This is a genomic window from Janthinobacterium sp. HH102 (assembly GCF_001758625.2).
In the GTDB taxonomy this organism is placed as follows: domain Bacteria; phylum Pseudomonadota; class Gammaproteobacteria; order Burkholderiales; family Burkholderiaceae_D; genus Janthinobacterium.
In genome coordinates this window covers 1,823,450-1,848,930 of sequence record NZ_CP062062.1, presented here as the reverse complement: position 1 = coordinate 1,848,930, position 25,481 = coordinate 1,823,450, and the positions used below count along the sequence as shown (strand labels likewise).

Genomic DNA, 25,481 nt, shown 5'->3' with positions numbered 1-25,481 from the left:
GAAGGCTGCCATTATTTGGGTTGTTTTTGGGCTGTTTTAGCCTGGGAATGACAACAAAATGACAGCCTTTTTTTCTGTGTACACGCCTCGTACCCTGATCTGGCATCGGCACGTTAACAATACCTCACCACGCACATAAGAAACAACGCTCGCCTTCGCTATCCCATGTCAGCGGGGCGGCGAAGTAAGTTCATTCGCTGACTTAGTGAGCAAAGAGTCAATTCGATGTTACCAGGCCAGACGATTCCGACGCTCAAGCGCCGACACTCAACAGTCCGAGTATGTCGTCCAAGTCTGCCGGCTTGACCAAATGATGATCGAAACCCACGGCCTTAGTCTGCATCCGAGTGACGTCATCACTCCACGCAGTAAGGGCAATCATTTTGATGTGCTGGAAGCGAGACGCCTGCCGGAGGGTGGAGGCGACCTCCAAGCCGTTCACACCAGGCATTCCCAAATCAAGGAAGACCACATCAGGGATAAAACTATCGGCCGTCTGCAGTGCCTCGGCGCCGCCATATACCGGGACAGCCTCATGGCCACACATCACAAGAAATTCCGCGACAAGATCGGCGGCATCACGATTGTCATCAACAATCATGATTCGCAAGGGGTAGAGTTGGTTTGCCATACAGCACCTGCCGTTCGTTCTGATGCATCCAAATGTAAGGACACATATTGAGCCGGCAAGTTCAAGGCGGCTGAAATTTTGAACAGTCAGGGGTGAGGACTGAGGATAAGATTGCCTGATTGAGATTATACATAACTTTCAGAAAAACATGCAAAAAATGAAATAATGTCATTGGTTTCCACTGGACCAAAACGCATATTAGTTGCTGACTGTAGTGTGCTTTTCAATTTCAAAAAATGCTCTAAAATACAAATTCGAAATTGACTACCCAACATCTTTCATAGCGGAGGCGTAAATGGGAAATGACCAAAAATTGCAACATGGTGACTATGAGTACCAGATAGTTGCCTACAGGAAAGTGAACGGCATGTATCAGGGCATGGTCCTCTTAACCGCTCATGCAGGGATTCAGTATTCCCCTATTGTTGAAATCCCAACGCCAAGTGTATTTAAATCGGAGCATGCGGCACGGATCGAAGCTTCTGCGTTAGCATGTCAGCTCATAGAAACAGGCGGAGTGGTTGCACTTGTGCCATAAGATGGCAAATCCACTTCCTGGCCGAAGGAGTCTCAACCGACTCTCTAACGTCAGTTTCTCGTGATGTTAGTACTTCTAGATATAAAGCGAGAGATGAAAAAATGAATATTGTTTTTTTATCCCCAGACCCCGCGAACGAACGCAGAATTGACGCTCTTTCCGAGTCGATCGTCAATTCAGCCATCGATATGGAAGAACGATTAGGATCTCTACATGCCATCCTCTACATGCGTCGCCATAACATTGACATGTCCGTGGCGGTAAGGGTGGTTTTAAGGCGCGCCGAAAGGAGAAACAACATAGCTTGGTCAACCTGTGAACCTGGCGGCTTCGCTGATTTTGAGGCCAGATCGAATGTTGCACACTGCACAGCCAGAGCCGTAGTCCAGAGCGGCAATCAAGACTGACATTTGGACACGACCTCTGCTTTTATAGAACTGGCGTGGTGAAATTTGCACTGCGTTGAAGCACAAAGCTGTTAAGCTTTTGTCCGATTGTCTGACCGGCCCCTAGCTCGCAAGCGCCCAGCGCGTGTTCATTTTTTCACACGCGGCGGAAGCGGATCAGCTACAGCTATTAGGCGTTCTGCTGGATACTGCTGGAACAAATCCTCTTGGCTCACAAGGGAACCATCGAGCCAGCCGTGATACTGGTCCGGGTCGAGGATCATCACCATCCGCTTTTCATCATCCGGCTTGTGGAAACGCTGCATGAGCGGGTGGCCATCGGCATTTATCGTCAGCATCGAGAACGACAACAGCAAATCTTGCGGCCGGAATTCCCATATCCCGGCGATGGCGGCCGGCATTCCATCTGCGCGCTCGATGCGCCAGCGAACCGGCTTTCCAGTCTCATAGCAAGGTTCAAAGAAATTATCTGCAGGGATAATGCAGAACTGTTTACGCTTCCAGGCATTGCGGAAGGATGGCTTCTGCGCCACGGTTTCGGTGCGGGCGTTGTAGGTCTGGCGCGCCAGCTTCATATCGGCCCAATGGGGCACTATCCCGAAACATGCCGGAGCGACTTCCAGCTCACCGGGCACGTCGTGCGACGCGCGAATGATCGGTGCCATGTAGCCTGGCCAAGCTTCCGGCGGCAAATCAAATTGAGGGGAGCGGACAGCGAAATGCTGTTCGATCTGATCGCTACGGCTGGGGGTATAGTCGGCGCACATGCAATTTATTCTACCTGCCTTCTGGCACTGGCGGCGGCTCCGTCCCGACAAAACACAGCCAGGACTGCGCATAGTCGCAAAATTGCATATCTTTTTTGCTGCGCTCAAACCCTGACAACACCATGCGCCCATCCCGATACCAAAGCAAATTCACATCGAAAAGTGTGTCAACGTGGTTTCCGCTTTCGCCATAAGTGAAGCGGGCCAGTTTGACCAAACGGTGCAAGCCCTGGTCTGTCGTTTCGACGACTTCCAACGTTCCGGGCCGTGCTGAGTTGTAGCGGTCATGCAGCCGTCGCTTGGGCACCTCCACACCGGCAAGGCGCATCTTTAACATTTTTACAATCATTGTGACACCTGAATAAAGTACTGTATATAAATACAGTATATCAAAAGTTCTTGAGGTCGCAATACTCGGCAATGATGCGGGGCATGAAGATGAATGATGCTCAGAACAAAGACGTCAATATAGCGGCCAGAACCGCGCCAGGGCGCGGCGCAGCGCGAAAACAACGCTGTTCCCGCGTGGCCCACCACCCGCACCAAAAACCGCTCAAAGTGCGTCAAAATGCGTCAAATCGCATGCCCCCTCTTCGCCCCGCCGCGCCAGTCCTCATGCGCCTTCGGCCATGGCGCAAATTTGAGTCAAAAGAGCCCTATATAGCGGGCAGGTGTGGAGGGGGGACAACTGCGCGCGCCGGGCCGAAATGGGCTTTTTTCTTGCATCTGGTGCAACATCATTCGTCGGGGCGTGAAAAAGCCGCCTCGTGGGCGGCTTGTGCGGTGGCTGGGGCGCTCCGGCGCGGCTGGGCTGTCGCGGCCCCGCCCTGCCGGCTGTCACGGCGTGCCGGTCATCCTACGCGGCCGGCGCGCGCCTTGGCCGCCTGCTCCTTCTCGTAATCGTCGCGGCAATCCACATTGCAGAACAGCCGCGCGGGCACCAGCGCCTCGTCGCAGTAGTGGCAGCAGCCGTGCGCCTCCAGGCCAGGCCGCCGCCGCACAGCGGCCAGGCCGCGCGCCACTTCGGCGAAGATGATCTTGTCCGTGTTGTCGATATGATCGCTCATTGCGCAGTCTCCTTGCCCAGGCCCAGGTCATACGGGGCGAAGCGCACCACTTCCACGCCGGCCCACTCGTTGATCGCCATGAACTGCGCCTGCAGCGGCACCAGCTCATTGCGTGCGAAAACGCGCGCGGCCGGTTCGACGGCGCCGAAGCCGCCGGCATTGTTCGGCAGGATGCCCATGAGCTGCGGCGGCACGCGGTGCGCGGCCAGTTGGTCGTCGCGGGTCACGCTCTTGATGTTGAAAAACTCGTCCTTGGCGGCCACGTCCGACACCGGCAAAATCTGGATGCCGTCCTTCTTGCCGTTCGGCGCGTACATGAACAGGTTGCGAAAGTTACCCGGCCCCTTGCTGTCGCGCATGGCCTGACGCAGGTTGTCCACGTCCTGCGTGTTCGCCGCCGCGTCCGTCATGTAGAACACGAAACCGGCGTGCGAGCCGTTCTTGTAGTACTTGCGGCGGAACAAGGTGGCCGCCTCGTTGAGCCAGGCCGATTGCAGCGCGCTCAGGTACTGCGGCACGCCGTATAGCTCCTGGTTCACATCCGGTTCCATCAGGTGGAAGACGCGGCCCTTGTCGAACTGGTGCACGGCCTGGTAGCCGTTCACGAAGAAATACGTGTCCAGGTCGACGCCGCGCCGCATGTACTTGGCCAGCGCATGCTGGTACGCCAGCGCCTTGCCGCTGCGACTGGGGCGGTCTTCCAAGTAGGCATTGCCAAACGTCAGGAAGTCCAGGGCCATGCGTTTAAAAGCATCGCGCGACAAATACTTGCTGGGAATCAGGGTGGACGCGAGCACGTTGGCCTTGAAGTGGATGGCGCTGCTGTGGTGCACGCCGGCATTGAAGGACTTGGCCAGGCCCGCCAGGTTGACGGGCGGCTCATACCAGTGCCCGTTCTTCCAGCATTCGAAGCAGTCGAGGATATCGGCGTGCTCCAGCACGGGCGTGGGGTCGCCGAAGGAAAACGCCTCGATGCCGGCGGCGGCCGGCGCAGTGGCCGCTGGTGGTGCGCTCCCGGCCTGCCGGCCGCGCGCGCGCAAGTGTCGTGCTTTTCTCAAGAATAAATCTCCATGAAAGATTGGTGGTTGTCGGTGGTGCCTTCGAAGGGCTCGTGATCGAGGGCATGCATGCAGGCCCACGCCAGATCGGCGTGGCCGGTTTCGTCGCTACGGCCGGCCACATAGGTGACGTGCCGCCCGCTTGGGGTCAGGGTCTTGTGGATGGCCATGAACGATTGCGCGATGTCCGTCCAGCCGGCGTCGAATTCCAGCCGGCCCTTGCTGATGATGTTTTTGGCCTTCAAGACCATGCGGGTTTTGACTTCGGGCGAGTAATTCAGGGCCGTGACGGCCGGGAAGAAGCCGCGCACGATGGGCAGCACGCCGATGCCCATGCCGGTCGTGTCGATGCCGATGTATTCGACGTTGTAGCGCTGCGTCATCTGGCGGATGGCGTCGGCGTGGTCTTCGAAACTCTGCCCACGCCACTGGTGGCGCTCCAGGATGCGGAACTTGCCGCCAGCCGTCATCGGCGGCGCCAGCACCACGCAGCCGGCGCTGTCGCCGTTCAAGGCCGGGTCGTAGCCGATCCACACGGGCCGGTTACCGAACGGGCGCAGGCCCAGCAAGGGCTTGTAGTCGTCCCACTCCACCCACGAATCGACCATGCAGCGCTGCAGCTCGGCCAGCGGGAAGACCGAGGCCGAGTCGTCGATAAAGTTGCACATCAGCAGATTGTCGAACTGGTCCGGGCTGTATTCGAAGTTGCGCAGCTCGTCGATGTCGAACAGGTTGCAGCCGCCGCGCTCGGCGTCCAGGATGGTGACGATCTGGCGCCAGATTTTGTCCTCGCCCGTAAAGCCCGACGACAGGCGGCCATGGCTCACGTCGATGTTGACCTGGTCGGCCTTGGCGCGGCGCTTGTTGAACAGCTCACCCGTCCAGAATGGATAGGCCTGGTGCGTGGTCGAGGATGGCGTGGAAAAATACGTCTTGCGCCACTTCTTGTGGATGGCCATGCCCGAGGCCACTTTGTTCAACTCCTGGAAATTCTGCGTCCAGAAGAATTCATCGAAGTAGAAATTGCCGTGGTAGCCCTGCGCCGTGCGCGCATTGGTGCCCAGGAAGTACAGATGCGCGCCGTTCGGCAGCACGATGGGATCGCCCGTCAGCTCGATGCCGGCCGCCTCGCGCGCAAATTGCACGATGTATTGCTTGAAGACGTGGGCCTGGCTCTTGGAGGCGGACAGGAAGATTTGATTGCGGCCCGTTTCCATGGCGTCGGCCAGCGCCTCGCGGGCGAAATACCAGGTGGCGCCGATCTGGCGCGACTTCAAAATGGCGCGGGTGCGCTGGTCGCCGTTGCGATACCAGACCTTTTGATAATCGAAGAGCGAATCCTGGAAGGCATCGAGCAGCTGGATTTTCTGCTCTTCGCTGAAATCGTTGCGCGTCGGCTTCTTCTTCGGCCCGGCGTTGCGATTCGCCAGCTTCGGGTTCAAGTCCACCTCGTTGCCGCCCGGCTGCTCATAGCGGCGCACGCGCGCCGCCTGCACGATGGCACGCATCAGCAGATCGATTTCCTTGTAATCGCTTCCGCTCTTGACCTCTTTTTCGATCAGCTTCACCAGGCGCAGTTCGGCCGCTGCCTCGACGTGCTCGATGGCCTGCGCCTTGTCCCACTCGTCGCGCAGCTTCCAGCTATTGATGGTGCTGCGCTTGATCCCCAGGTGGCGGGCGATGGACGAAATGCGCCAGCCCTTCCAGTACAGGGCGCGCGCGGCACGGCGCGGCTCGGATTCGGGCACGGCCAGTTCGGCGATTTTCTCGTCGGCCGTTTGTTCGCTTTTTTTCTCGATTGTCAGCATGCCGCCAGCGTAGGCCGCGCGCGCGCGGAGTGGGGAAAGGCAAAAGTCGCTATGGCCCATAGCAACCCGCACCGCATTGAATCGCGGCGCCAAGACGTTGACCATGGCGTTATCCGATCAACCGAGAACGCCCACCATGTCCAAACCATCGAAATTCTTCCGCGTCGCCACCGAAGGCGCTACCACGGACGGCCGCAACATCGACCGCGCCACCATCGAGCAAATCGCCGCCACCTACAACCCGAAAACCTACGGCGCGCGCATCTGGCTGGAGCACATTCGCGGCATCCTGCCCGACAGCCAGTTCAAGGCTTACGGCGACGTGATCGCGGTGAAAGCCGAGGAAGTGGACACGGACAACGGCAAGAAACTGGCCCTGTTCGCGCAGATCGAACCCACGCCGGAACTGATGGCCATCAACAAGGCGAAACAGAAGCTGTACACCAGTTTGGAAATCCAACCGGATTTTGCCGACTCGTCGCAGCCCTACCTGGTCGGCCTGGGCGTCACCGACAGCCCCGCCAGCCTGGGCACCGAGGCGCTGAAATTCTCGGCCAGCCGCAAGCAGCAAAGCGCCAACCTGTTTACTTCTGCCATCGAGGTGACGCTGGAATTTGACGAGCCGCAGGGCACCAAGCTGGCCGACGCCGTGAAAAACCTGCTGTCGCGCTTCTCCAACAAATCCGGCACCGACGCCGCGCAGTTCGCCGACATCAGCGAAGCCGTCGAGGCGCTGGCCGGCCACGTCGTCACCGCCAACGACAACTACGCGGACGCCGCGAAGCGCATCGACGCGACCGAAACTGCATTGAAGGCCACGCAGGACGAGCTGGCCGCCTTCAAGGCGCAGATGGACGAGGCGCCCGGCAACGGCCCGCGCCGCCCGGCCGCCACCGGCAACGACGGCGCCGTGCAGACCGAGTTTTAAGCGCCCTCGCCCTTTCTTCCCCCATTCAACAACGGAGCACTGATTCATGAAAAAGCAAACGCGCCAGGTCTTTGGCCAATACGAAACCCGCCTGGGCCAGCTGAACGACACGGACAACGTGGCCAAGACCTTCAGCGTCACGCCCAGCGTGCAGCAAAAGCTGGAAAACAAGATGCAGGAATCGAGCGAGTTCCTGTCGAAAGTGAACATCATCGGCGTGGGCGAGCAGGAAGGCGAAAAGCTGGGCCTGGGCGTCTCCGGCCCGATTGCCAGCCGCACCAACACCAAGGACAAGGAACGCGAAACGCGCGACCTGTCCACCATGGACAGCACGAAGTACCGCTGCGAACAAACCAACTTCGACACGCATTTGAGCTATGCCAAGCTGGACGCCTGGGCCAAGTTTCAGGACTTTCAATCGCGCGTCGCCAATGCCATCCTGACGCGCCAGGCGCTCGACCGCATCGTCATCGGCTTCAATGGCGTGAAAGTCATGGCCAACACCGACCTGGCCGCCAATCCGCTGCTGCAAGACGTCAATAAAGGCTGGCTGCAGCACCTGCGCGAGCAGGCGCCCGAGCGCGTGCTGGGCCTGGTGGCCACTGGCATGCCGGGCAAGGTCATCATCGGCGACGTGGACGGCGCCGACTATGCCAACCTGGACGCGGCCGTGGCGGACGCCGTCAACCTGCTGGACCCGTGGTATCAGGAAGACACCAATCTGGTGGCCATCGTCGGGCGCAAGCTGCTGAACGACAAGTACTTCCCGCTGGTGAACACAAAGCAGGCGCCCACGGAAACGCTGGCGGCCGACATCATCATCAGCCAAAAACGCATCGGCGGCTTGCCGGCAGCGCGCGTGCCCTACTTCCCGGACAACGCGATCCTCATCACGCGCTTCGACAATCTGTCGATCTACTTCCAGGACGGCGCGCGCCGCCGCCGCGTGTTCGACGAACCAAAGCGCGACCGCATCGAAAATTACGAGTCGTCCAACGACGCCTACGTGATCGAGGACCTGGGCCTGGCCGCGCTGGTGGAAAACATCGAGCTGAAAGACAAGTGATGGCCAACCAATCCCCTGCCCTGCGCCACCGCGCGCGCATGCTGGCCGAGCGCACGGCCGGCGCCGCCGCGCCGCAAGGCGTCACCACCGGCACGGCCTATGAGCTGATGCTCTACAAGCTGGCCGACGACCGCCGGCGCTTGAAGTCCATTCAGTCGGTCGAACGCAAGATCGAAGTCAAGGCCACCTTGCTGCCGGATTACGCGCAATGGATCGACGGCGTGCTGGCCGGCGGCAAGGGCGCGCAGGATGACGTCTTCGCCACCCTGCTGGTGTGGCACATCGACACGGGCGAGTACGCGCGCGCCCTGGTCATGGCCGAATACGCCCTGGCGCACAAATTCACCCTGCCCGACACCTACAGCCGCGACATCGCCACCCTGATGCTGGACGAGTTTGCCGAGGGCTTCCTGCACGGCAAGCTGGCCAGCGATCCTCAGCATGCGGCCCAGGTGCTGGGCACCGTCGAACAGTTGACGGCCGGCAGCGACGCGCCAGACCAGGCGCGCGCCAAGCTGCACAAGGCCATCGGCCTGGCCCTGATCGCCGTGCTCGATCAGGCCGACGACACGGACATCGCACCGGCGCTGGTGCCGCAAGCGGAAAACGCCATGGGCCAGTTGAAACGCGCGCGCGCCCTGTCGGAGTCGTGCGGCGTCAAGAAAGATATGGAACGGCTGGAGCGGCGCCTCAAGCGCGCGGCAGGTTCCACGTAAAGAGCATCCCCCGCAGCACGGCGGCACGGGGGGATTCTGGCCAAACCTTTGACCTGATGAACCCCGTCCACCGCCCCATTTTGAAAGCGCCCCGTATGTCCTTCATGGCCCTCCCTCCGTCCATCCCGCCCGGCAGCACGCCTGCGCCGCCGGCACCGGCCGCCGGCATCATCGAGAACGACGGCTGGTTTCCCGACGTCAACCTGGCCGAAATGCGCGACGCCATGCGCCTGGATGGCACCGTCACCGACGCCCGCCTGGTGCAAGCCGTGGTCGATGCCATCCTGCAGGTCAACCGCGAGCTGGCCGACTGGCAAGGCATGCATGCGCAAGCAGGCATCGCCGCCCTGGTGGACGTGCCGACCACGCGCATCAACCGCGAGTCCCGCTTGTTGGCGCAGTACCGGCGCGCCGTCTACAGCACGGCAAAGGCCGATCTGATCGAGCGTTACCGCGATTACGACAGCACGGCCACGTCCGTCAGCGACAAGAAAAGCATGGAATGGCTGGACGAGGCGCCCGGCGCGCAGCGGCGCAATGCGCAATGGGCCATCGCCGATATGGTCGGGCGCACGCATCTGACCGTGGAATTGATCTGATGCAGGTACGCACGCAGCAGCACGACACGGTAGACGCCCTGGTGTGGCGCTACCTGGGCGACGGCGCGGGATACGTCGAACACACCCTGGAAATGAATCCCGCGCTGGCGCGCCACGGCGCCGTGCTGCCGGCTGGCCTGGTCGTCACCCTGCCGGAACCTACCGCCAGCGTGGCCGCCGTTGCCGATCTTGTGCAGCTATGGGACTAACTTTTTTAACAACACCTCTACTTATCCTCATCATGGAGAAACAAGCAATGTCCGCAGAATCGTTTGGTGGTTTCGCCACCCTGGTCAAACTGTACGGCTTCAAGGCGGCGCTGGGCATGGTCGGCGCGGCCATGCTGTACATCGTGCTGCCGCCGCTGAATGCCGACGGCACCTTCAACAAGGGCGAATTCGTCGCCCGCCTGGCCTGCGCCGGCGTGTTCTCGTGCCTGCTGGGCGGCACTGTGTACCAGCTGCTGTGCGCCCAGCTTCCGGCCATCGGCGCCATGGTCAACGCCAGCGCCATCGACCTGATCGTGGGCGCCCCAGGCTGGTGGGTATCGCGCGCCGTGGCCCTGTGGTTCCAGCGCCGCAGCGACAAGGACATCGCCGAGCTGGTCAAAGACGCGAAGGAACACTGATGGCGACCACCGACAATCCACTCATCGCCCGCGTTATCGACGCCATCCTGCGCGCCGAAGGCGGTTATGTGAACGACCCGCAAGACAAGGGCGGCGAAACCAATTACGGCATCACTGTCGCCGTGGCGCGCGCCAACGGCTATACGGGGCCGATGCGCGACTTGCCCGTGGAGGTGGCCCGCGCCATCTACATGGCGCGCTACATCACGAAACCGAAGTTCGACCAGGTGCTGGCCATCCATGCCGGCATCGGCGCCGAAGTGATCGACACGGGCGTGAACATGGGGCCGCACCGCGCGGCCGAGTTCCTGCAGCGCTGGCTGAACGGTTTTAATGACACGGGCGCGCGCTACCCCGCCCTGTTCGTCGACGGCCGCCTGGGTACGCAGTCGCTGGGCGCTCTTGCATCCTTCCTGACATGGCGCGGCCAGGACGGCGCCACCGTGCTGCTGCGCGCCCTGAACGGCCTGCAAGCGGCGCGCTACCTGGAAATCACCGAGGCCAACAAGACCCAGCGCCGGTTCCTGTTCGGCTGGATCAAGGAACGGGTGGCCATGTGACCGCGAGCACTTGGCGCCCGCTGGCCGTTGTTCTCCTGTGCGGCGCCATCGCGGGCTGGACGGCGCAGGGCTGGCGCAAGGACGCCGTCATCGCATCACTGCAGCGGGCGGCCGCCACCAGCAAAACCACCGCCGCCATCGCGCTGGCCCAGGCCACCGCCCGCGTGCTGACGCTGGAGCGCGCCGCCGGCGCCGCCTTGGCGCAGCGCGCCGACCACCTCACCCAGGAACAAACCCATGCGAAAACTGAACGTGACCGTTTTAACGATGGCGTGCGCAGCGGCGCTGTGCGCCTGTCAATCCCCGTCGCCAGCGGCCAGTGTGCCGCAGTTACAGATTCCACCGCTGCCGCAGGCCATCGGATTGAAGCGCGCGCCGAACTTGACCCGGCGACTGCGGCAGCTCTTGACGCCATTGCCGGCGATGGCGACGACGCCACCCGCCAGCTGAACGCCTGTATCGACGCCTACAATCTGATCCGCGACACCTACCATGTACAAACCGAATAGCCTGCGCCAGCACCTGGCCGCCGCCATCCCTGACCTGCAGCGCGACCCCGACCGCTTGCTGGTCTTCGCCGACGAGGGCAATGTGGTGGCGAGTGCCACCGCCTCCCTCTCCTTCGAATACCGTTTCAAGCTCAACTTGATCGTGACCGATTACGCGGGCGACGCCGACGCCATCATGGTGGCCCTGATCGCCTGGCTCAAAGTCCACCAGCTCGACCTGATGGCCAACGAGGAAACGCGCAAGCACGGTATCGCCTTCGAGGTGGATTTTAATAACCATGAAACGGTCGACATTTCCATCAAGCTGGACCTGACCGAGCGCGTCGCCGTCAAGACCGGCGAGGCGGGCCGCCTGGACATCAAGCACCTGGCCGAGATACAGCACATGCCGGCCTACGCGGACGAGTTCTGGAAGCTGTACGACGGCGACACCCTGCTGGCCGAATGGCGCACGCCCGAGGCGACGCCATGAGCGACAACCTGCACACTTTGGCAACCTGGGCCGGCGCCCTGCTGGCCAAGCTGCAGCCGGCCCAGCGCCGCGCCATCAATCACAAGGTCGCCGTCGACCTGCGCCGCAGCCAGGCGCAGCGCATCAAGGCGCAGCAGGGACCGGACGGCACGGCCTACCCCGCGCGCAAGCGGCGTAAGGAATTCAAGGGGAAGAATGGACGCATCAAACGGCAGAAGGCGGCGATGTTCACCAAGATTCGCACCGCCAAGCACCTGAAAGTGAAGGCGACCGGCGACCAGATCGAGGTCGGCTTCTTTGGCTGGGTGGCGCGCGTGGCGCGTGTGCATCAGTTCGGGCGGATGGAGCGCGTTACAAAGAGCGGGCCACACTACGAGTACCCAAAGCGACCACTATTGGGATTGAGCAATCTAGATCAGACTTCTGTCCTTCAATCACTGCTGTATCATTTAGAGCAACATTGAGAACAGCCAAATAAAACTGGCTCAGACACCTGTTATCAGATAAGTTAGAGCGTACGGTGTACCAACTGCAATTCTCCTGTGCAGATGTAGCTCGTTAAAATTACGGATCATGAAAGTGGATAACTCTAATTTTAGTGACAAAAAAACACTTCCACATAACGTATTCTCGATACGAAATTTTTGAAATGTTACTTATATGACACAAAAAGATGAAGCGTTGCGATTAATCGACGGTTGCTTAAAAGATCTGGAATCTCAAAAAGGTTCACTTCTATCTGGCATTCAAAAACTAGCGCGTGCTAGCACACTTATAGAAAGATCAGATGTTGTTGCATGGTGCGCCATTCAGCTAGGAGACCCCAGATACACAAGAATACTGAAGGAACTACTGGATTTTTACACAGATAAAACCATTGATAAAAAGTCCGTCGAAAGTACAAAGAAGTACAACGACATAATTGAAAAATTAACAAACCTAAATCTCACAAGAAAAATACACTACCGAAATGAAGAATTAAACATTAAAGCCACTGAAAGTGGCGGCGGCTATGTCAATATCGGATTCATTGAAGAGCGATATGCAGACCTTGTTAGAATGAAAATTGGAAATGATAGTGTATATTATAAAAATAATTTACAGGACCACATTAATTATGTTAAACGGATCGCCCATTCTTTTGCATCAGAAATATTCAATGAATTAAAATTTTCAGGAACAGTTAAAAATTGTTTTGACATTCTGAAAAATGCTGTTGATGACAAACTATTAGACTTAAACCCTGCCCTCACCGAACAGCTTATGCAAGCGTTTAAGTCCGTTGCATCCTCTAAGGAGGAAGAGTGGTCACAAGCACTTACGACTTGTCGTCGATTAATTGAGACTCTTGCTGACGCGCTCTATCCTCCAAGCGATAAAAAACATAACGGCCGCGCCCTTGGACCGACTAACTATGTGAATCGCCTTTGGGCATTTATGGATCAATCCATTCCATCAGACACCAACAAAGATCTTGCTAAAGTTCATGTTGACTTTTTAGGTGCATGGTTAGAGAAAGTTAACAAAATTTCAAACAAGGGAGTGCATGCAAAAGTTAGCCAAATTGAGGCAACCAAAGCTGTATTTCACATGTATCTAGTTGTGGCAGACATCCTAGAAATTCAAAATTCCACAGCTTCATCGCCCGGAAAAAAGAATATAAATGACGCAACAATAGATGAAATTGAAGTTCAATTAAATGTAAATAGAGCAGTGGCGAAGGAAATATATAAACTAAGAATAACCTTTGGAAAAATAACATCGAAGAATTTATCCAGCATTAAAGGAATGGGTCAAAAAACAATAGAAAAAGCCTGTTCCATTTTCGAGATCAGCGATTGATATGAAAATATGTTTACAGTATATTTAAAATTAAATATGAAAATTGGCGTTGATTATTCGTAAAATCAATGACACCAAATATGAAGTGGCACATTTAATATCTCTGGTCATTAACCCATATATCAACCCGCCCCCGCGTGCATCCGCACGCGGACTTCGGCAACATGCACTGCATGAACGCCGACCTGTCCGACCTCCTCCGCTTGCTGCAAAACCTGATCCGCCTGGGCACCATCGCCGAGGTCAAAGGGGCCAAAGCGCGCGTGCGGCTCGGGCCGACACTCACCACCGAATGGCTGAACTGGGCCACGCCGCGCGCCGGCAGCACGCGCACCTGGTCGGCGCCCACCGTGGGCGAACAAGTGATCGTCTTCTCCCCTGGCGGCGACCTGACGCGCGGCATCATCCTGCCAGCCCTGTACTCGCAGGCATTTGACGCGCCCGAGTCCAGCGACAGCATCCACACCACGCATTACCCCGACGGCGCCGTAGTGCAGTACGACCACGCGGCCCATGCCCTGACGGCCCTACTCCCCGGCGGCACCGCCATCATCACCGCCGACAAGGTGACGTCGAACGCCCCCAGCACCATCTGCACGGGCGACCTGACCGTCATGAAAAACCTGATCGTCATGCAGGCGGCCACCGTCAACGGCGCCACAGCCCTGAACGGCGGCGTGAACGCCAAGGCCGGCGCCGCCGGCGGCGTGGCCATGGCCGTGCAAGGCACGATCAAAGCCAGCGAGGACGTGCTGGCCGGTGCCATCAGCCTGGCCAAGCACCCGCACGGCGGCGTCAGGGCCGGCGGCGACCAGTCGGGCGGGCCGCAATCATGATGGGCATGCACGCCGCCACCGGGCGCAGCCTGACGGGCCTGGGCCACCTGCGCCAGTCGGTCACCGACATTCTCACCACGCCCATGGGTTCACGCATCCGGCGCCGCCGCTATGGCTCCGAAGTGCCCGAGCTGATCGACCAGCCCCTGAACAGCGCGACGCAATTGCGCATCTACGCGGCCACTGCCTTTGCCCTGCGCCGCTGGGAGCCGCGTTTGCAGCTCACCAGCGTGCAACTGACGCGCGACACGGACGGCGCCATCGCGCTGCTGCTCGATGGCACGGCCAATGGCCAGGCGATCACCATGGCCGTACCCGTCAAGCAAGGCGGCATCGTATGAGCACACCCATCGATCTGACCCAATTGCCGGCGCCCAGTGTGGTGGAAGTGCTGGACTTCGAAACCATCCTCGCCAGCCGCAAAGCGCACCTGGTCAGCCTGCTGCCGGAAACCGAACGCGCCGCCGTCACGGCCCTGTTGGAGCTGGAATCGGAACCGGCTACCAAGCTGCTGGAAGAGAACGCGTATCAAGAAACCATCCTGCGCAACCGCGTCAACGAGGCAGGCAAGGCCGTCATGCTGGCGTTTGCCCTCGACGGCGACCTGGACCAGCTGGGCGCCAACGTCAATGTGGCGCGCCTGACCATCACGCCGGCCAATCCCAACGCCCTGCCGCCCGTGGCCGCCGTCATGGAAGATAACGACGCCTATCGCCTGCGCATCCAGGAAGCGCCGGACGGCTTGTCCGTGGCCGGCCCGAAAGCCTCCTACGAATTCCACGCCCGCAGCAGCGACGGCCGCGTCAAGGACGCGAGCGCCACCAGCCCCGCGCCGGCGCACGTCATCGTCACGGTGCTGGCCAACAACGACACCGGCATCGCCAGCGCCGAACTCTTGGCCACCGTGGCGCGCGCGCTCAACGCCGAGGACGTGCGCCCCCTGGGCGACCGCCTGACGGTACAAGCCGCCCAGGTCATCGACTACCAGATCGAGGCCACCCTGTTTATTGGAGTCGGCCCGGAAGTGCCGATTCTGCTGGACGCCGCGCACGCCAACGCCGTGCGCGTGTCGCAGCCGCGCCGCCCGCTGGGTCACAGCATCTATCGATCCGCCTGCAGCGCCGCCGTCCACGTCGAAGGCGTGCGCAAGGTCATCTTGACCAGCCCGGCGGCCGACATCGAACTGAACGCCACCCAGGCCGCGTGCTGCACGGCCATCAAGCTCAATGTCGTGGTGCTCGATGAATAAGACCATGCCGACCCTGCCGCCCAACACCACGGCGCTGGAGCGTGCCATTGCCGTGGCCTGCGCCGAGCTGGTCAACGTGCCCGTGCCGCTGCGCGACCTGTGGAGCGTCGACCGCTGCCCGGTCAACTTGCTGCCATTTCTGGCCTGGGCCTGTTCCGTCGACCGCTGGGATGACGCCTGGCCCGAGTCGACCAAGCGCGGCACCATCAAGGCGTCCTATTTCATCCACAAGCACAAGGGCACGATTGCCGCCGTGCGCCGCGTGGTCGAGTCCCTGGGCTATCTGATCCGCATTACCGAATGGTGGCAAACGACGCCACCGGGCGTGCCGGGTACTTTCCGCCTCGACGTGGGCGTGCTGGACACGGGCATCACGGACGCCATGTTTCAGGAAATGGAGCGCCTGATTGCCGACGCCAAACCCGTTAGCCGTCACATGACGGGCCTGGCGCTGTATCTGGAAACTCGCGGCAAGGTTTACACCGGCGTTGCCGCTTACCACGGCGACGTCATGACCGTGTATCCGTGGATCGCGGAAACCATCGAAGTGCGCGGCACGCTGTTGCAGGCCGGCGCATCCCATACCATCGACACCATGACCATCTATCCATGAGCACATATTTCGCAATTCTGACGCAGGTGGGCGAGGCCAAGCTGGCCAATGCTATCGCCCTGGGCCAAACCCTGAAACTCAAAAAAATGGGCGTAGGTGACGGCAACGGCACCCTACCGGTTCCCGACCGAGGACAAAAGGCGCTTGTGCGCGAGGTGCACCGCGCCGACCTGAACAAGTTGGACAAAGACCCGGACAACACCAGCCAGATCATTGCCGAGCAAGTCTTACCCGAGAACGTGGGCGGCTGGTGGATGCGCGAACTCGGCATTTATGACGAGGCGGGCGACCTGTGCGCCGTGGCCAACTGCCCGCCCAGCTACAAGCCACTGATGGCGGAAGGTAGCGGCCGCATGCAGGTGGTGCGTATCGTACTGATCGTCGCCAGCACGGCCGCTATCGAGCTAAAAATCGACCCGTCCATCGTTCTGGCCACGCGCAAGTATGTCGATGACCAGGACATTACTGTGCGCGCCTACAGCGACGCGCAACTGGCCAAGCATCTGGCCGCTGTCGACCCGCACCCGCTGCTGGCAAAAGTCACCTACGTCGATCAGCAGGACACCAGCGCACGCACCTATGGTGATCAGCAACTGGCCAAGCACCAGGCGGCCGCCGACCCGCACCCGCTGCTGGCAAAAGTCACCTACGTCGATCAGCAGGACACCAGCGCACGCACCTATGGCGATCAGCAACTGGCCAAGCATCAGGCGGCTCTTGACCCGCACCCGCTCCTGGCCAAGGTCGCCTATGTCGATCAGCAGGACACCAGCGCGCGCGCCTATGGCGACCAGCAACTGGCCAAGCATCAGGCGGCTCTTGACCCGCACCCGCTGCTGGCCAAGGTCGCCTATGTCGATCAACAGGACACCAGCGCACGCTCCTATGGCGACCAGCAACTGGCCAAGCACGCAGCGGCGGCAGATCCGCATCCGCAATACAGCATGAAGGAAGTGGCGACACTGCCGAAGTTCGACGCGTCGAGCAAGCTGGTCAATGCCGACTTTGTGCAGCGCGCACAAGGAAACATGGTTCGCTATGCCGACGTCACTGAAAGCCGTTCGCTCACCGCCGAGGATATGGGCTGCGCCCTGTACTTCCCGACTGCGGGCAAGGCCATCACCATTCCCGACCCCGTAGCGCTTGGCATTCCGAATAATTCCGGCAAGTGCGTCAAGTTCTTCGGGCTGTTCAATAGCGGCACCATTCTTGCCGCGCCAGGCGTGAGCATTGGATTTGATGTCGGCAGTGTGCCGAGCATCACCATCAAACCTGGGCAATTCCTGACACTCATGGCGACCGCGCCAAAAACCTGGCAAGTCATCGAATCGACCGCCGAGCTGTGGCGCAATGCCGACTTTGCGGCGATGTTGTCTTCGAGCGGCTACCAGCTATTACCCAGCGGCATGATTTTTCAGCTGGGCGGCGGCGCGCAGACACCGGCATCCGGCTATGTCGACGTCATCTTCCCGATTCCGTTTCCAAACGCGTGTTCTCACGTCTTCCCTGGATATGAAGGGCAAGGCGGAAGCGGGTCCAGTATGCCCACAAACATCAACGTCGGTATGAAGACAAGAACGGGCTGCCGCCTGTACACCTACAACGGGAATGCGCTTTCCGGCGGCATTACCCCATCCTACCTTGCCTTTGGAAATTAATCATGCCCGTCAGATATTCACCGAGCACCGGATTCTTTTACCCTACCTGCATCGAGTACCAGGACATCCCGTCCGATGTGTTTGAGGTATCCGAAGCTGACCACCTGGCCGCCCATAACGCCCGCGCATCCGGCGGATCGTTCAAGTTTGTCAACGGGACGTTGCGCACCACGCCGGCCCCTCCCATTCCCTACGTGCAAGTGTGCGCCGCCTACCTCGATACCGTTCGCGCGCGCCGTGACGGCATCCTCAACCGCCTGGCCGGCATCGGCTTTGCCGCCATGGCCAGCGGCGACGCGGCCACCGCGCAAGCCATCGCCACGGCGCGCGCCTGGCTGCTCGACATCACCATCTGCCCGACGGTTGCCGCCGCGCAGGACATCGAGGCGCTACAAGCGGCCGTCAACGCCGAATACGCGCGCATCGCCGCCACCCTGTCCGGCGAAGCGCGGCGCGCTTTCGATGATACCGCCGGCATGGCATCCCCCCAGTAACGCCCCATTCACCACTCACCAGGAGAGCCCTATGGCCACCGACTACCACCATGGCGTGCGCGTCATCGAAATCAACGAGGGTTCGCGCCCCATCCGCACCGTCTCCACGGCTGTGCTGGGCCTGATCGCCACGGCCGACGATGCCGACCCGGCCGCCTTCCCGCTCGACACGCCCGTGCTCGTCACCAACGTGCTGGCCGCCATGGGCAAGGCCGGCAAGACCGGCACCTTGTACCGCGCGCTTGAAGCGATTGCCGCACAGACCAAGCCCCTGACGGTCGTGGTGCGCGTGGCAGAAGGCGAAACGGAAGCGGAAACCACCACCAATGCCGTGGGCGGCGTGTCGCCGGACGGCAAGTACCTGGGCGCCAAGGCACTGCTGGCGGCGCAAAGCAAACTGGGCGTGAAACCGCGCATCCTGGGCGCGCCGGGGCTGGACACCCAGGCTGTCACCAATGCCCTGGCCAGCGTGGCACAGCGCCTGCGCGGTTTCGTGTATGCGTCGGCCTATGGCTGCGCCACCGTCCCGGCGGCCATCGCCTATCGCGGCCAGTTCGGCCAACGCGAAGTGATGATGATCTGGCCGGATTTCGTGAACTGGGATACCGCCACGGACGCCGAGGCCAGTATGTCCGCCGTGGCCTACGCCATGGGTTTGCGCGCCAAGATTGACGAAGAAACGGGCTGGCACAAAACGCTGTCGAATGTGGTCGTCAACGGCCCCACCGGCATCACCAAGGACGTGTTTTTCGACCTGCAAGACCCGGCCACCGATGCCGGCGTGCTCAACGCCAAGGAAGTGACCACCCTGATTAACATGGGCGGTTACCGTTTTTGGGGTTCGCGTACCTGCGAGGAACCGGGCGGCTTCTTCTACTTTGAGAGCTACACGCGCACGGCCCAGGTGCTGGCCGACAGCATCGCCGAGGCGCACTTCGCCTACGTCGACGTGCCCTTGCACCCGTCCTTGGTGCGTGACCTGCTGGAAAGCATCAACGCCAAGTTCCGCGACTTGAAATTGCAGGGCTACATCATCGACGGCCATGCCTGGTATGACGAGCAGTACAACGACAAGACGGCGCTGAAAGACGGCAAGCTGGCCATCGATTACGACTACACACCCGTGCCGCCGCTGGAAAACCTGAAATTCCAGCAGCGTATTACCGACCGTTACCTCGCCGACTTTGCCTCGCGCATCGCCGCGTAATCGCCATCACCACCCTGCCCGCGCCAGCGCGGGCGCATTGAAATACTGGAGAAATTATGGGCCTGCCCCGCAAACTGAAAAATTTTAACTTGTTCCAGAACGGCGTCTCCTTCATGGGTATGGTGCCCGAAGTCACCTTGCCGAAACTGAGCCGCAAGATGGAAGAGTACCGCGCAGGCGGCATGAGCGGCCCCGTGTCCGTGGACTTCGGCAACGAGGCGCTGTCGCTGGAATGGAGCGCCGGCGGCCTGATCGCCGAAGCCCTGAAACAGTACGGCGCGCATGCGCACGGCGCCGTGCAACTGCGCTTTGCCGGCGCCTACCAGGAAGACGATGACGGCACGGTTGCCGCCGTCGAAGTGGTCGTGCGCGGCCGCTACAAGGAAATCGATATGGGCGCGGCCAAGATGGGCGATGACACCACCCACAAATACACCATGGCCTGCAGCTATTACAAGCTGATGATCGACGGCGCCACCGTCATCGAACTGGACTTCATGAGCGGCACCGAGAACTTCGGCGGCGGCGACACCAACGCGGCCATCCGCAAGGCCATCGGCCTGTAATCCCCTTTTTTAATCACACCACCACAAGGAACACAGCATGAACAACGATACCCAAAACCAAGCCGTCATCGAGCTGGACGACCCGATCAAGCGCGGCGATACCTTCATCACCTCGCTCACCGTACGCAAGCCCAAGGCGGGCGCCCTGCGCGGCATTTCCCTGATCGAGCTGGCCAACCTGAACGTGTCGGCCTTGCAGATCGTGCTGCCGCGTATCACTGAGCCGACCCTGACCGCGCACGACATCGCCAACATGGACCCGGCTGACCTGCTGGCCGTGGGCGCCGAGGTTGCCGGTTTTTTGGCGAGCAAAGCCGATCGCCTTTCGGTATCCCCGGCGAAGTAGAAGACGCCATGGCCGACATTGCCGGCGTCTTCCACTGGACGCCGGCAGCGATGGACGATTTTACGATTGATGAACTGATGGCCTGGCGCGAACGCGCCCGGCAGCGAAGCGGAGCGGAATAGATGGCTGGTCGGGATCTGAAATTACAGGTGGTATTTGCGGCACTGGACAAGATTACCGGCCCGCTGAAAAAAATCATGGGCGGTTCCAGCGATACGGCCAAAGCGCTGAAGGCCACCAGCGACCGCCTGCGCGAGCTGAACACCCAGCAGAGAAACCTGGGCAAATTCCGTGAACTGCATAGCGGCATTCGAACAACGGGGGTTGAGCTGAGAGAAGCTCAAAAAAAAGTAAAAGAGCTGGCCGCAAGCATAAAACAGACCGAGTCTCCTACACGCGCCATGACGCGTGATTTGAAGGCGGCGACGAAGGTCACGCAGGCCTTGACGCTGAAAGGCCGAGAACAGAGCCAGCAATTCCGCGTCCTGCGCACCAGCCTGAAAGACGCAGGCATCGACACGCGCCAGTTGGGCAAGGCGCAGGAATGGCTAAAAAACAGTATCCAGTTGACGAACGTTGAACTGGCCTCGCAACAAAAGCGCCTGGCCGCGTCCGCCGCCAAGCAGCAGCGCGTCACCAACGCCACCCAGCATGCCGACAAGCTGCGCAACAAGGCGGGCAACCTGGCCATGGCCGGCGCTGGCGCCACCGCCACGGGCGCCGTCATCGGCGCGCCCGTCGTCAAGGGGCTGAACGAGGCCAAGCACTATCAAACGGAAGTAGGCAGGGTCAACGCTCTGGGCTTGGGCGACAAGGTATCAGCCGAGGCCGTCGCCTTCGCGCGCAACATGAAAACCTACGGCACCAGCCAGCTCGACAACCTGCAGCTCATGCGCGACGGCATGAGCGCGTTTGCCGACGTGCATCACGCGGAAATGGTCGCCCCTACCCTGGCCAAGATGAAGTTTGCCAATCATGCATTCTTTGGCGAGGCCGAAGGCGCCGACAACGAACGCAAGTTCATGGACATGCTCAAGGTCATCGAGCTGCGCGGCGGCCTGGAAAGCAAGGAAAAGTTCGAAGCCCAGGCCAATATCGTGCAGCAGGTCATCACGGCCACGGGCGGGCGCGTCGGCCCGAATGAGTGGCTGAACATGATCAAGACGGGCGGCATCGCGGCCAAGGGCTTGAAAGATGACGCCTTTTACTACCAGATGGAACCGCTGGTGCAGGAAATGAGCGGCAACCGCGTCGGCACGTCCCTGATGAGCGCCTACCAGAACTTGTATCAGGGCCGCACCACCAAACGCTCGGCCAAGAAACTGGAAGAATTTGGCTTGATCGGCGACAAAAGCAAGGTCACGCATGATAAAGCGGGACAACTTTCCTTCCTCAATCCGGGCGCACTGCTGGGTTCCGAGCTATTCCGCGAAAACCAGTTCGAATGGCTGGAAAAGGTGCTGTTGCCGCAACTGGCCAAGAAAGGCATCAAAGACAAGAATCAGGTGCTCGACGCCATCGGCAGCATCTTTTCGAACCGCACCGCGTCGAACCTGTATTCGCAGATGTACCTGCAGCGCGGGCAAATCCACAAGAATGAAAAGCTCAACCGTGGCGCCGCCGATATCGGCCGGCTGGAAAAGCTGGGGCGCGACTCGGCCGCCGGCAAGGAACTGGAAGCGCAGTCAAAATTAGCCAACCTCAAGCTCACCATGGGCGAGAAAATCCTGCCGCTGTACGCACAGGGGCTGGAGATGGCGATTAGCGCCGTGCAGCGTCTGAACGGCTTCATGGAACGCAACCCGACCGTGGCCAAGGTCATGATTACCGCCTTTGCCGTGCTGGCCGGCATGCTGCTGGTGCTTGGCCCGCTGATGCTGGGCATCGCCGCCATGATCGGCCCGTATGCCATGCTGCACGTCATGTTCGCCAAGATGGGCGTGACGGGCGGCGTGCTCACGCCCATCCTGCGCGGCCTGGGCGGCGCCTTCATGTGGGCGGGCCGCGCCGTGCTGTGGCTGGGCCGCGCACTTTTGATGACCCCGATTGGCATCGCCATCACGGTCATCGCTGGCGCCGCCTTCCTGATCTATAAATACTGGGAGCCAATCAAGGGATTCTTTACCGGCGTCTGGTCGCACGTCAAGACCGCGTTTGCCGGCGGCATTGGCGGCGTCAGTGGCCTGATCGTCAACTGGTCGCCGCTCGGCCTGTTCTATCGCGCCTTCGCGGGCGTGCTGGGCTGGTTCGGCGTTGCGCTGCCCGCCAGGTTCAGCGACTTCGGCAGCGGCCTGCTGCGCCGCATGGCCAGCGGCATCACCAGCAGCTTGAACGTCATCTATCAATGCTGGGAGCCGGTCAAGACGTTCTTTGCCGGCGTGTGGCCGCAGCTAAAGGCGACGTGTGCCGGCGGCCTGGCGGGTATCAGCGCCCTGATTATCAACTGGTCGCCGGTCGGCGTGTTTTACCAGGCCTTCGCGGGCGTGCTGAGCTGGTTCGGCATCAAGTTGCCGGCCCAGTTCACCGAGTTCGGCGCCAACATCCTGCGCGGCCTGGTCAACGGCATCACCGGTTCCATGGGCGCCGTCAAGGACGCCATCAGCAATGCCGGTTCAAGCACCATTGCCTGGTTCAAGGAAAAGCTGGGGATTCACAGCCCGAGCCGTGTGTTTGCCCAGCTCGGCGACTACACCATGCAGGGCCTGGCCGTAGGTCTGGACCGCAGCGAGGGCGCACCGATTGCCAAGGTATCCAGCTTGGCGCAGCGCCTGACGCAACTGGGCGCCGGCATCGCCATCGGCACGGCCACGGCGTTACCCGCCAGCGCCTTCGACACGCGCGCCCCGCTGTCACAAGGCGGGTTCGGCGCCGGCATGACGATTCAGGGCGACAAAATCGAAATCACCTTCCACGTGCAGGCCGGTACCGATCCCCAGGCCATCGCGCGCGCGGTAAGCGTGGCGCTCGATCAGCGCGACCGCGAAAAGGCGGCACGCATCCGCTCGTCCCTGCGCGACCACGATTAAGAAAGAAGCACACCATGATGATGATTTTAGGAATGTTCGTTTTCAGCCTGCCGACTCTGGCCTATCACGAGCTGCAGCGGCAAACCGAATGGAAGCACGCCAGCACGGCGCGCGTGGGCCTGCGTGACGCGCACCAGTACGTAGGGCCAGGCGACGACACCATTACCTTGTCAGGCTGGGTGGCGCCGGAACTGACCGGCTCCCTATACTCGCTCGATGCACTGCGTATGATGGCCGACACCGGTAAATCGTGGATTCTGATCCAGGGCACGGGCCGTATTCTCGGCTCCTACCGCATCACCAGCATGACCGAGGGGCGCACCATACTGGACGGCAGCGGCGGCGCGCGCCGCGTCGAGTTCTCGATTGCCCTCAAGCGCGACGACGACGGCGTGCTGGCCATGGTCGGCCTGGGCGACATCGGCGACCTGAAAAACATGCTCAGCATCGACGGCATGACCAGCAGCATCGCGGGCGCGGCCAAAAATGCCGTGGGCAGCGTGGTGGGCAATGTGGTCGGCGGCATCACCTCGAAATACGGCGGCGTGGTCAGCGAAATGAAAGACAAGATCGGCGGCGGCATCAGCGGCGCCATCGGCAGTGCGGCGGACAAGTTCAAATGAGCGAGCATATCCCCGCCTTCAAGGTCAGCATCGAGGACAAGGATTTGACGGCCATCGTCTCGCCGCGGCTGATTAATCTGACCTTGACCCTGTGCCGTGGCGACGAGAGCGACCAGCTCGACATTTCCCTGGATGACAGCGACGGCAAACTGGCCCTGCCGCCGCGCGGCGCGCAGATCGCCCTGGCGCTGGGCTGGCAGTCGTCCGGCTTGGTGGATATGGGCAAGTTCACCGTGGACGAAGTCGAGCACAGCGGCGCGCCCGATACCATCACCCTGCGCGCCAGGTCGGCCAACCTGATCGACACGTTCAAGCAGCAGCAGGAACACAGCTTTCACAAAACCACCCTGGGCGCCATCATCGAGGCGATTGCCTTCCGTAACGAGCTGGCGTCGGGCGTATCGGCGCGCCTGCGCGATACCGCCATCGAGCACATCGACCAGACCCACGAAAGCGATGCGGCCTTCCTGCGCCGGCTGGGCAGGAAATACGACGCGGTGGCCACCGTCAAGAACGACACCTTGCTCTTCATCCCCATCAACCAGAGCCGCACCGCCAGCGGCAAGGCGTTGCCCGTCATCCCCATCACACGCGCCCTGGGAGACGGCCACCGCTACCACAGCGCCGAAAGCGACGCCTACACGGGCGTGCGCGCCTTCTGGCACGACGAGCGCTACGCGCGCCGCCGCAGCGTGGTGGCCGGCGTGCCAGGCAACAGCAAGCGCCTGCGCACCACGTTCGCCAACGAGACGGACGCGCGCGCAGCCGCCGTGGCTGAATGGCAGCGCATCCTGCGCGGCCTGGCTACCTTTGAAATGAACTTAGCGCTGGGCAACCCGGCCGTATTCCCGCAATCGCCCGTGACCGTACAAGGCTTCAAGCCCGAGATTGACGCCACCGAATGGCTATCGGTCAAGGTCACGCACAGCTTGGGCGGCAACGGTTTTACCACGCGCGTAGAGTTTGAAACGAAAACGGAAGCAGTCGAGGCCGAGCGCGAGGAAGAGAAAGACCCGGACGAAGGCATCACGGGCGTGGTGGCCAAGTGGAAGGATGTGGCGGCGAAGAAGAAAAAAGCGGGGCAGGAACAGGCCGGCACCACGGGCACGCTCAAGACCTTGGAGCATCTTTACAAAAGCAAGAGCGGCGCCAAGCGAGCGGCAAAACTGGCGTGGGAGCACATCAAGGAGGTGCGCGAAATCATTCGGGAGAACAGCGAGGAGCCATGGAGGCCGGCGGAAACGGCTTCCAAAGCGCAGGCGTGACG

32 protein-coding genes are annotated in these 25,481 nt (G+C 60.7%); 25 read left to right on the top strand and 7 right to left on the bottom strand.

The window, feature by feature from the left end; genetic code table 11:
- Positions 1–253: 253 nt before the first annotated feature.
- On the bottom strand, positions 254–631 hold the full coding sequence (locus JAB4_RS08460) for a response regulator (RefSeq protein WP_070219393.1): 378 nt from the start codon (positions 629–631) through the stop codon (positions 254–256).
- Positions 632–926: 295 nt separating this feature from the next.
- Between JAB4_RS08460 and JAB4_RS08455 the strand changes: the two genes are divergently transcribed.
- Positions 927–1,169 (top strand): hypothetical protein, encoded by a 243-nt coding sequence (locus tag JAB4_RS08455; protein WP_139143671.1) that lies wholly within the window; start codon positions 927–929, stop codon positions 1,167–1,169.
- 535 nt (positions 1,170–1,704) lie between these two features.
- Here the strand turns inward: JAB4_RS08455 and JAB4_RS08450 are convergent.
- The 5 genes from JAB4_RS08450 to JAB4_RS08430 all read right to left on the bottom strand — a co-directional run bounded on the left by JAB4_RS08450 (position 1,705) and on the right by JAB4_RS08430 (position 6,276).
- The gene (locus JAB4_RS08450; protein ID WP_070219392.1) at positions 1,705–2,343 is read right to left on the bottom strand and encodes an SOS response-associated peptidase family protein; all 639 of its coding nucleotides are present in this window, start codon (positions 2,341–2,343) and stop codon (positions 1,705–1,707) included.
- Positions 2,344–2,353: 10 nt separating this feature from the next.
- The gene (locus tag JAB4_RS08445; RefSeq protein ID WP_139143670.1) at positions 2,354–2,692 is read right to left on the bottom strand and encodes a hypothetical protein; all 339 of its coding nucleotides are present in this window, start codon (positions 2,690–2,692) and stop codon (positions 2,354–2,356) included.
- Between the two features lie 502 nt (positions 2,693–3,194).
- Positions 3,195–3,410 (bottom strand): hypothetical protein, encoded by a 216-nt coding sequence (locus JAB4_RS08440; protein ID WP_070219390.1) that lies wholly within the window; start codon positions 3,408–3,410, stop codon positions 3,195–3,197.
- Positions 3,407–4,468, bottom strand: coding sequence for a phage portal protein (locus tag JAB4_RS08435; RefSeq protein ID WP_070308446.1), 1,062 nt, complete (start codon positions 4,466–4,468; stop codon positions 3,407–3,409). Before JAB4_RS08435 ends, JAB4_RS08440 begins: the two co-directional genes overlap by 4 nt.
- Positions 4,465–6,276: a terminase ATPase subunit family protein gene (locus JAB4_RS08430; protein WP_070219420.1), complete on the bottom strand. Its 1,812-nt coding sequence runs from the start codon at positions 6,274–6,276 to the stop codon at positions 4,465–4,467. Before JAB4_RS08430 ends, JAB4_RS08435 begins: the two co-directional genes overlap by 4 nt.
- Before the next feature lie 136 nt (positions 6,277–6,412).
- Between JAB4_RS08430 and JAB4_RS08425 the strand changes: the two genes are divergently transcribed.
- From JAB4_RS08425 to JAB4_RS08325, 21 genes are all read left to right on the top strand, one after another.
- On the top strand, positions 6,413–7,204 hold the full coding sequence (locus JAB4_RS08425; RefSeq protein WP_070219388.1) for a GPO family capsid scaffolding protein: 792 nt from the start codon (positions 6,413–6,415) through the stop codon (positions 7,202–7,204).
- A 46-nt stretch (positions 7,205–7,250) separates the two neighbouring features.
- The gene (locus JAB4_RS08420; protein ID WP_070308445.1) at positions 7,251–8,270 is read left to right on the top strand and encodes a phage major capsid protein, P2 family; all 1,020 of its coding nucleotides are present in this window, start codon (positions 7,251–7,253) and stop codon (positions 8,268–8,270) included.
- On the top strand, positions 8,270–8,986 hold the full coding sequence (gene gpM, locus JAB4_RS08415; protein ID WP_070300284.1) for a phage terminase small subunit: 717 nt from the start codon (positions 8,270–8,272) through the stop codon (positions 8,984–8,986). The genes JAB4_RS08420 and gpM overlap by 1 nt, the downstream gene beginning before the upstream one ends.
- 95 nt (positions 8,987–9,081) lie before the next feature.
- Positions 9,082–9,585 (top strand): head completion/stabilization protein, encoded by a 504-nt coding sequence (locus JAB4_RS08410; protein WP_070224669.1) that lies wholly within the window; start codon positions 9,082–9,084, stop codon positions 9,583–9,585.
- Positions 9,585–9,794 carry a tail protein X gene (locus tag JAB4_RS08405; RefSeq protein WP_070224670.1) on the top strand — a complete coding sequence of 70 codons (210 nt, stop codon included), beginning with the start codon at positions 9,585–9,587 and terminating at the stop codon, positions 9,792–9,794. Before JAB4_RS08410 ends, JAB4_RS08405 begins: the two co-directional genes overlap by 1 nt.
- Positions 9,795–9,841: 47 nt before the next feature.
- Complete coding sequence (locus JAB4_RS08400) at positions 9,842–10,213, top strand: hypothetical protein (protein WP_070224671.1); 372 nt, start codon at positions 9,842–9,844, stop codon at positions 10,211–10,213.
- Positions 10,213–10,773, top strand: coding sequence for a glycosyl hydrolase 108 family protein (locus JAB4_RS08395; RefSeq protein ID WP_070224672.1), 561 nt, complete (start codon positions 10,213–10,215; stop codon positions 10,771–10,773). Before JAB4_RS08400 ends, JAB4_RS08395 begins: the two co-directional genes overlap by 1 nt.
- Entirely contained in the window at positions 10,770–11,282 is a 513-nt protein-coding gene (locus tag JAB4_RS08390; protein ID WP_070224673.1) for a lysis system i-spanin subunit Rz, read from the top strand. The genes JAB4_RS08395 and JAB4_RS08390 overlap by 4 nt, the downstream gene beginning before the upstream one ends.
- Complete coding sequence (locus JAB4_RS08385; RefSeq protein WP_070224674.1) at positions 11,266–11,754, top strand: phage tail protein; 489 nt, start codon at positions 11,266–11,268, stop codon at positions 11,752–11,754. Before JAB4_RS08390 ends, JAB4_RS08385 begins: the two co-directional genes overlap by 17 nt.
- On the top strand, positions 11,751–12,218 hold the full coding sequence (locus JAB4_RS08380; protein WP_070224681.1) for a phage virion morphogenesis protein: 468 nt from the start codon (positions 11,751–11,753) through the stop codon (positions 12,216–12,218). The genes JAB4_RS08385 and JAB4_RS08380 overlap by 4 nt, the downstream gene beginning before the upstream one ends.
- 196 nt (positions 12,219–12,414) lie before the next feature.
- Positions 12,415–13,596 (top strand): DNA uptake protein, encoded by a 1,182-nt coding sequence (locus tag JAB4_RS08375; RefSeq protein ID WP_071650295.1) that lies wholly within the window; start codon positions 12,415–12,417, stop codon positions 13,594–13,596.
- Positions 13,597–13,760: 164 nt separating this feature from the next.
- Positions 13,761–14,432, top strand: coding sequence for a phage baseplate assembly protein V (locus JAB4_RS08370; RefSeq protein ID WP_227742118.1), 672 nt, complete (start codon positions 13,761–13,763; stop codon positions 14,430–14,432).
- Complete coding sequence (locus tag JAB4_RS08365) at positions 14,429–14,773, top strand: GPW/gp25 family protein (RefSeq protein WP_070224675.1); 345 nt, start codon at positions 14,429–14,431, stop codon at positions 14,771–14,773. Before JAB4_RS08370 ends, JAB4_RS08365 begins: the two co-directional genes overlap by 4 nt.
- The gene (locus JAB4_RS08360) at positions 14,770–15,681 is read left to right on the top strand and encodes a baseplate J/gp47 family protein (RefSeq protein WP_070224676.1); all 912 of its coding nucleotides are present in this window, start codon (positions 14,770–14,772) and stop codon (positions 15,679–15,681) included. Before JAB4_RS08365 ends, JAB4_RS08360 begins: the two co-directional genes overlap by 4 nt.
- Positions 15,674–16,294: a phage tail protein I gene (locus JAB4_RS08355; RefSeq protein WP_175444757.1), complete on the top strand. Its 621-nt coding sequence runs from the start codon at positions 15,674–15,676 to the stop codon at positions 16,292–16,294. Before JAB4_RS08360 ends, JAB4_RS08355 begins: the two co-directional genes overlap by 8 nt.
- A complete protein-coding gene (locus tag JAB4_RS08350; RefSeq protein WP_070300345.1) occupies positions 16,291–17,952 on the top strand; it encodes a phage tail protein in 1,662 nt (553 codons plus the stop codon). The genes JAB4_RS08355 and JAB4_RS08350 overlap by 4 nt, the downstream gene beginning before the upstream one ends.
- A gap of 2 nt (positions 17,953–17,954) precedes the next feature.
- Positions 17,955–18,446: a hypothetical protein gene (locus JAB4_RS08345; protein WP_070224678.1), complete on the top strand. Its 492-nt coding sequence runs from the start codon at positions 17,955–17,957 to the stop codon at positions 18,444–18,446.
- Positions 18,447–18,477: 31 nt separating this feature from the next.
- On the top strand, positions 18,478–19,653 hold the full coding sequence (locus JAB4_RS08340) for a phage tail sheath protein (protein ID WP_070224679.1): 1,176 nt from the start codon (positions 18,478–18,480) through the stop codon (positions 19,651–19,653).
- A gap of 56 nt (positions 19,654–19,709) precedes the next feature.
- On the top strand, positions 19,710–20,219 hold the full coding sequence (locus tag JAB4_RS08335) for a phage major tail tube protein (RefSeq protein ID WP_070308444.1): 510 nt from the start codon (positions 19,710–19,712) through the stop codon (positions 20,217–20,219).
- Between the two features lie 37 nt (positions 20,220–20,256).
- Positions 20,257–20,565, top strand: a complete 309-nt coding sequence (locus JAB4_RS08330) for a phage tail assembly protein (RefSeq protein WP_070224313.1) — start codon at positions 20,257–20,259, stop codon at positions 20,563–20,565.
- Positions 20,566–20,573: 8 nt separating this feature from the next.
- Positions 20,574–20,687, top strand: a complete 114-nt coding sequence (locus tag JAB4_RS08325; RefSeq protein WP_071650277.1) for a GpE family phage tail protein — start codon at positions 20,574–20,576, stop codon at positions 20,685–20,687.
- Positions 20,688–20,708: 21 nt separating this feature from the next.
- On the opposite strand, the gene JAB4_RS08320 is transcribed toward JAB4_RS08325, so the two are convergent.
- The gene (locus tag JAB4_RS08320; protein ID WP_175444756.1) at positions 20,709–20,867 is read right to left on the bottom strand and encodes a hypothetical protein; all 159 of its coding nucleotides are present in this window, start codon (positions 20,865–20,867) and stop codon (positions 20,709–20,711) included.
- A 99-nt stretch (positions 20,868–20,966) separates the two neighbouring features.
- Here JAB4_RS08320 and JAB4_RS08315 point away from each other — a divergent pair, with 99 nt between their 5' ends.
- From JAB4_RS08315 to JAB4_RS08305, 3 genes are read left to right on the top strand one after another with little or no spacing between them, the layout of a single operon-like run.
- Positions 20,967–23,591, top strand: a complete 2,625-nt coding sequence (locus JAB4_RS08315) for a phage tail protein (RefSeq protein ID WP_139143669.1) — start codon at positions 20,967–20,969, stop codon at positions 23,589–23,591.
- A gap of 14 nt (positions 23,592–23,605) precedes the next feature.
- A complete protein-coding gene (locus tag JAB4_RS08310; RefSeq protein ID WP_070221759.1) occupies positions 23,606–24,214 on the top strand; it encodes a phage tail protein in 609 nt (202 codons plus the stop codon).
- Positions 24,211–25,479 carry a phage late control D family protein gene (locus JAB4_RS08305; protein WP_070221760.1) on the top strand — a complete coding sequence of 423 codons (1,269 nt, stop codon included), beginning with the start codon at positions 24,211–24,213 and terminating at the stop codon, positions 25,477–25,479. Before JAB4_RS08310 ends, JAB4_RS08305 begins: the two co-directional genes overlap by 4 nt.
- The last annotated feature ends 2 nt before the right edge of the window (positions 25,480–25,481 follow it).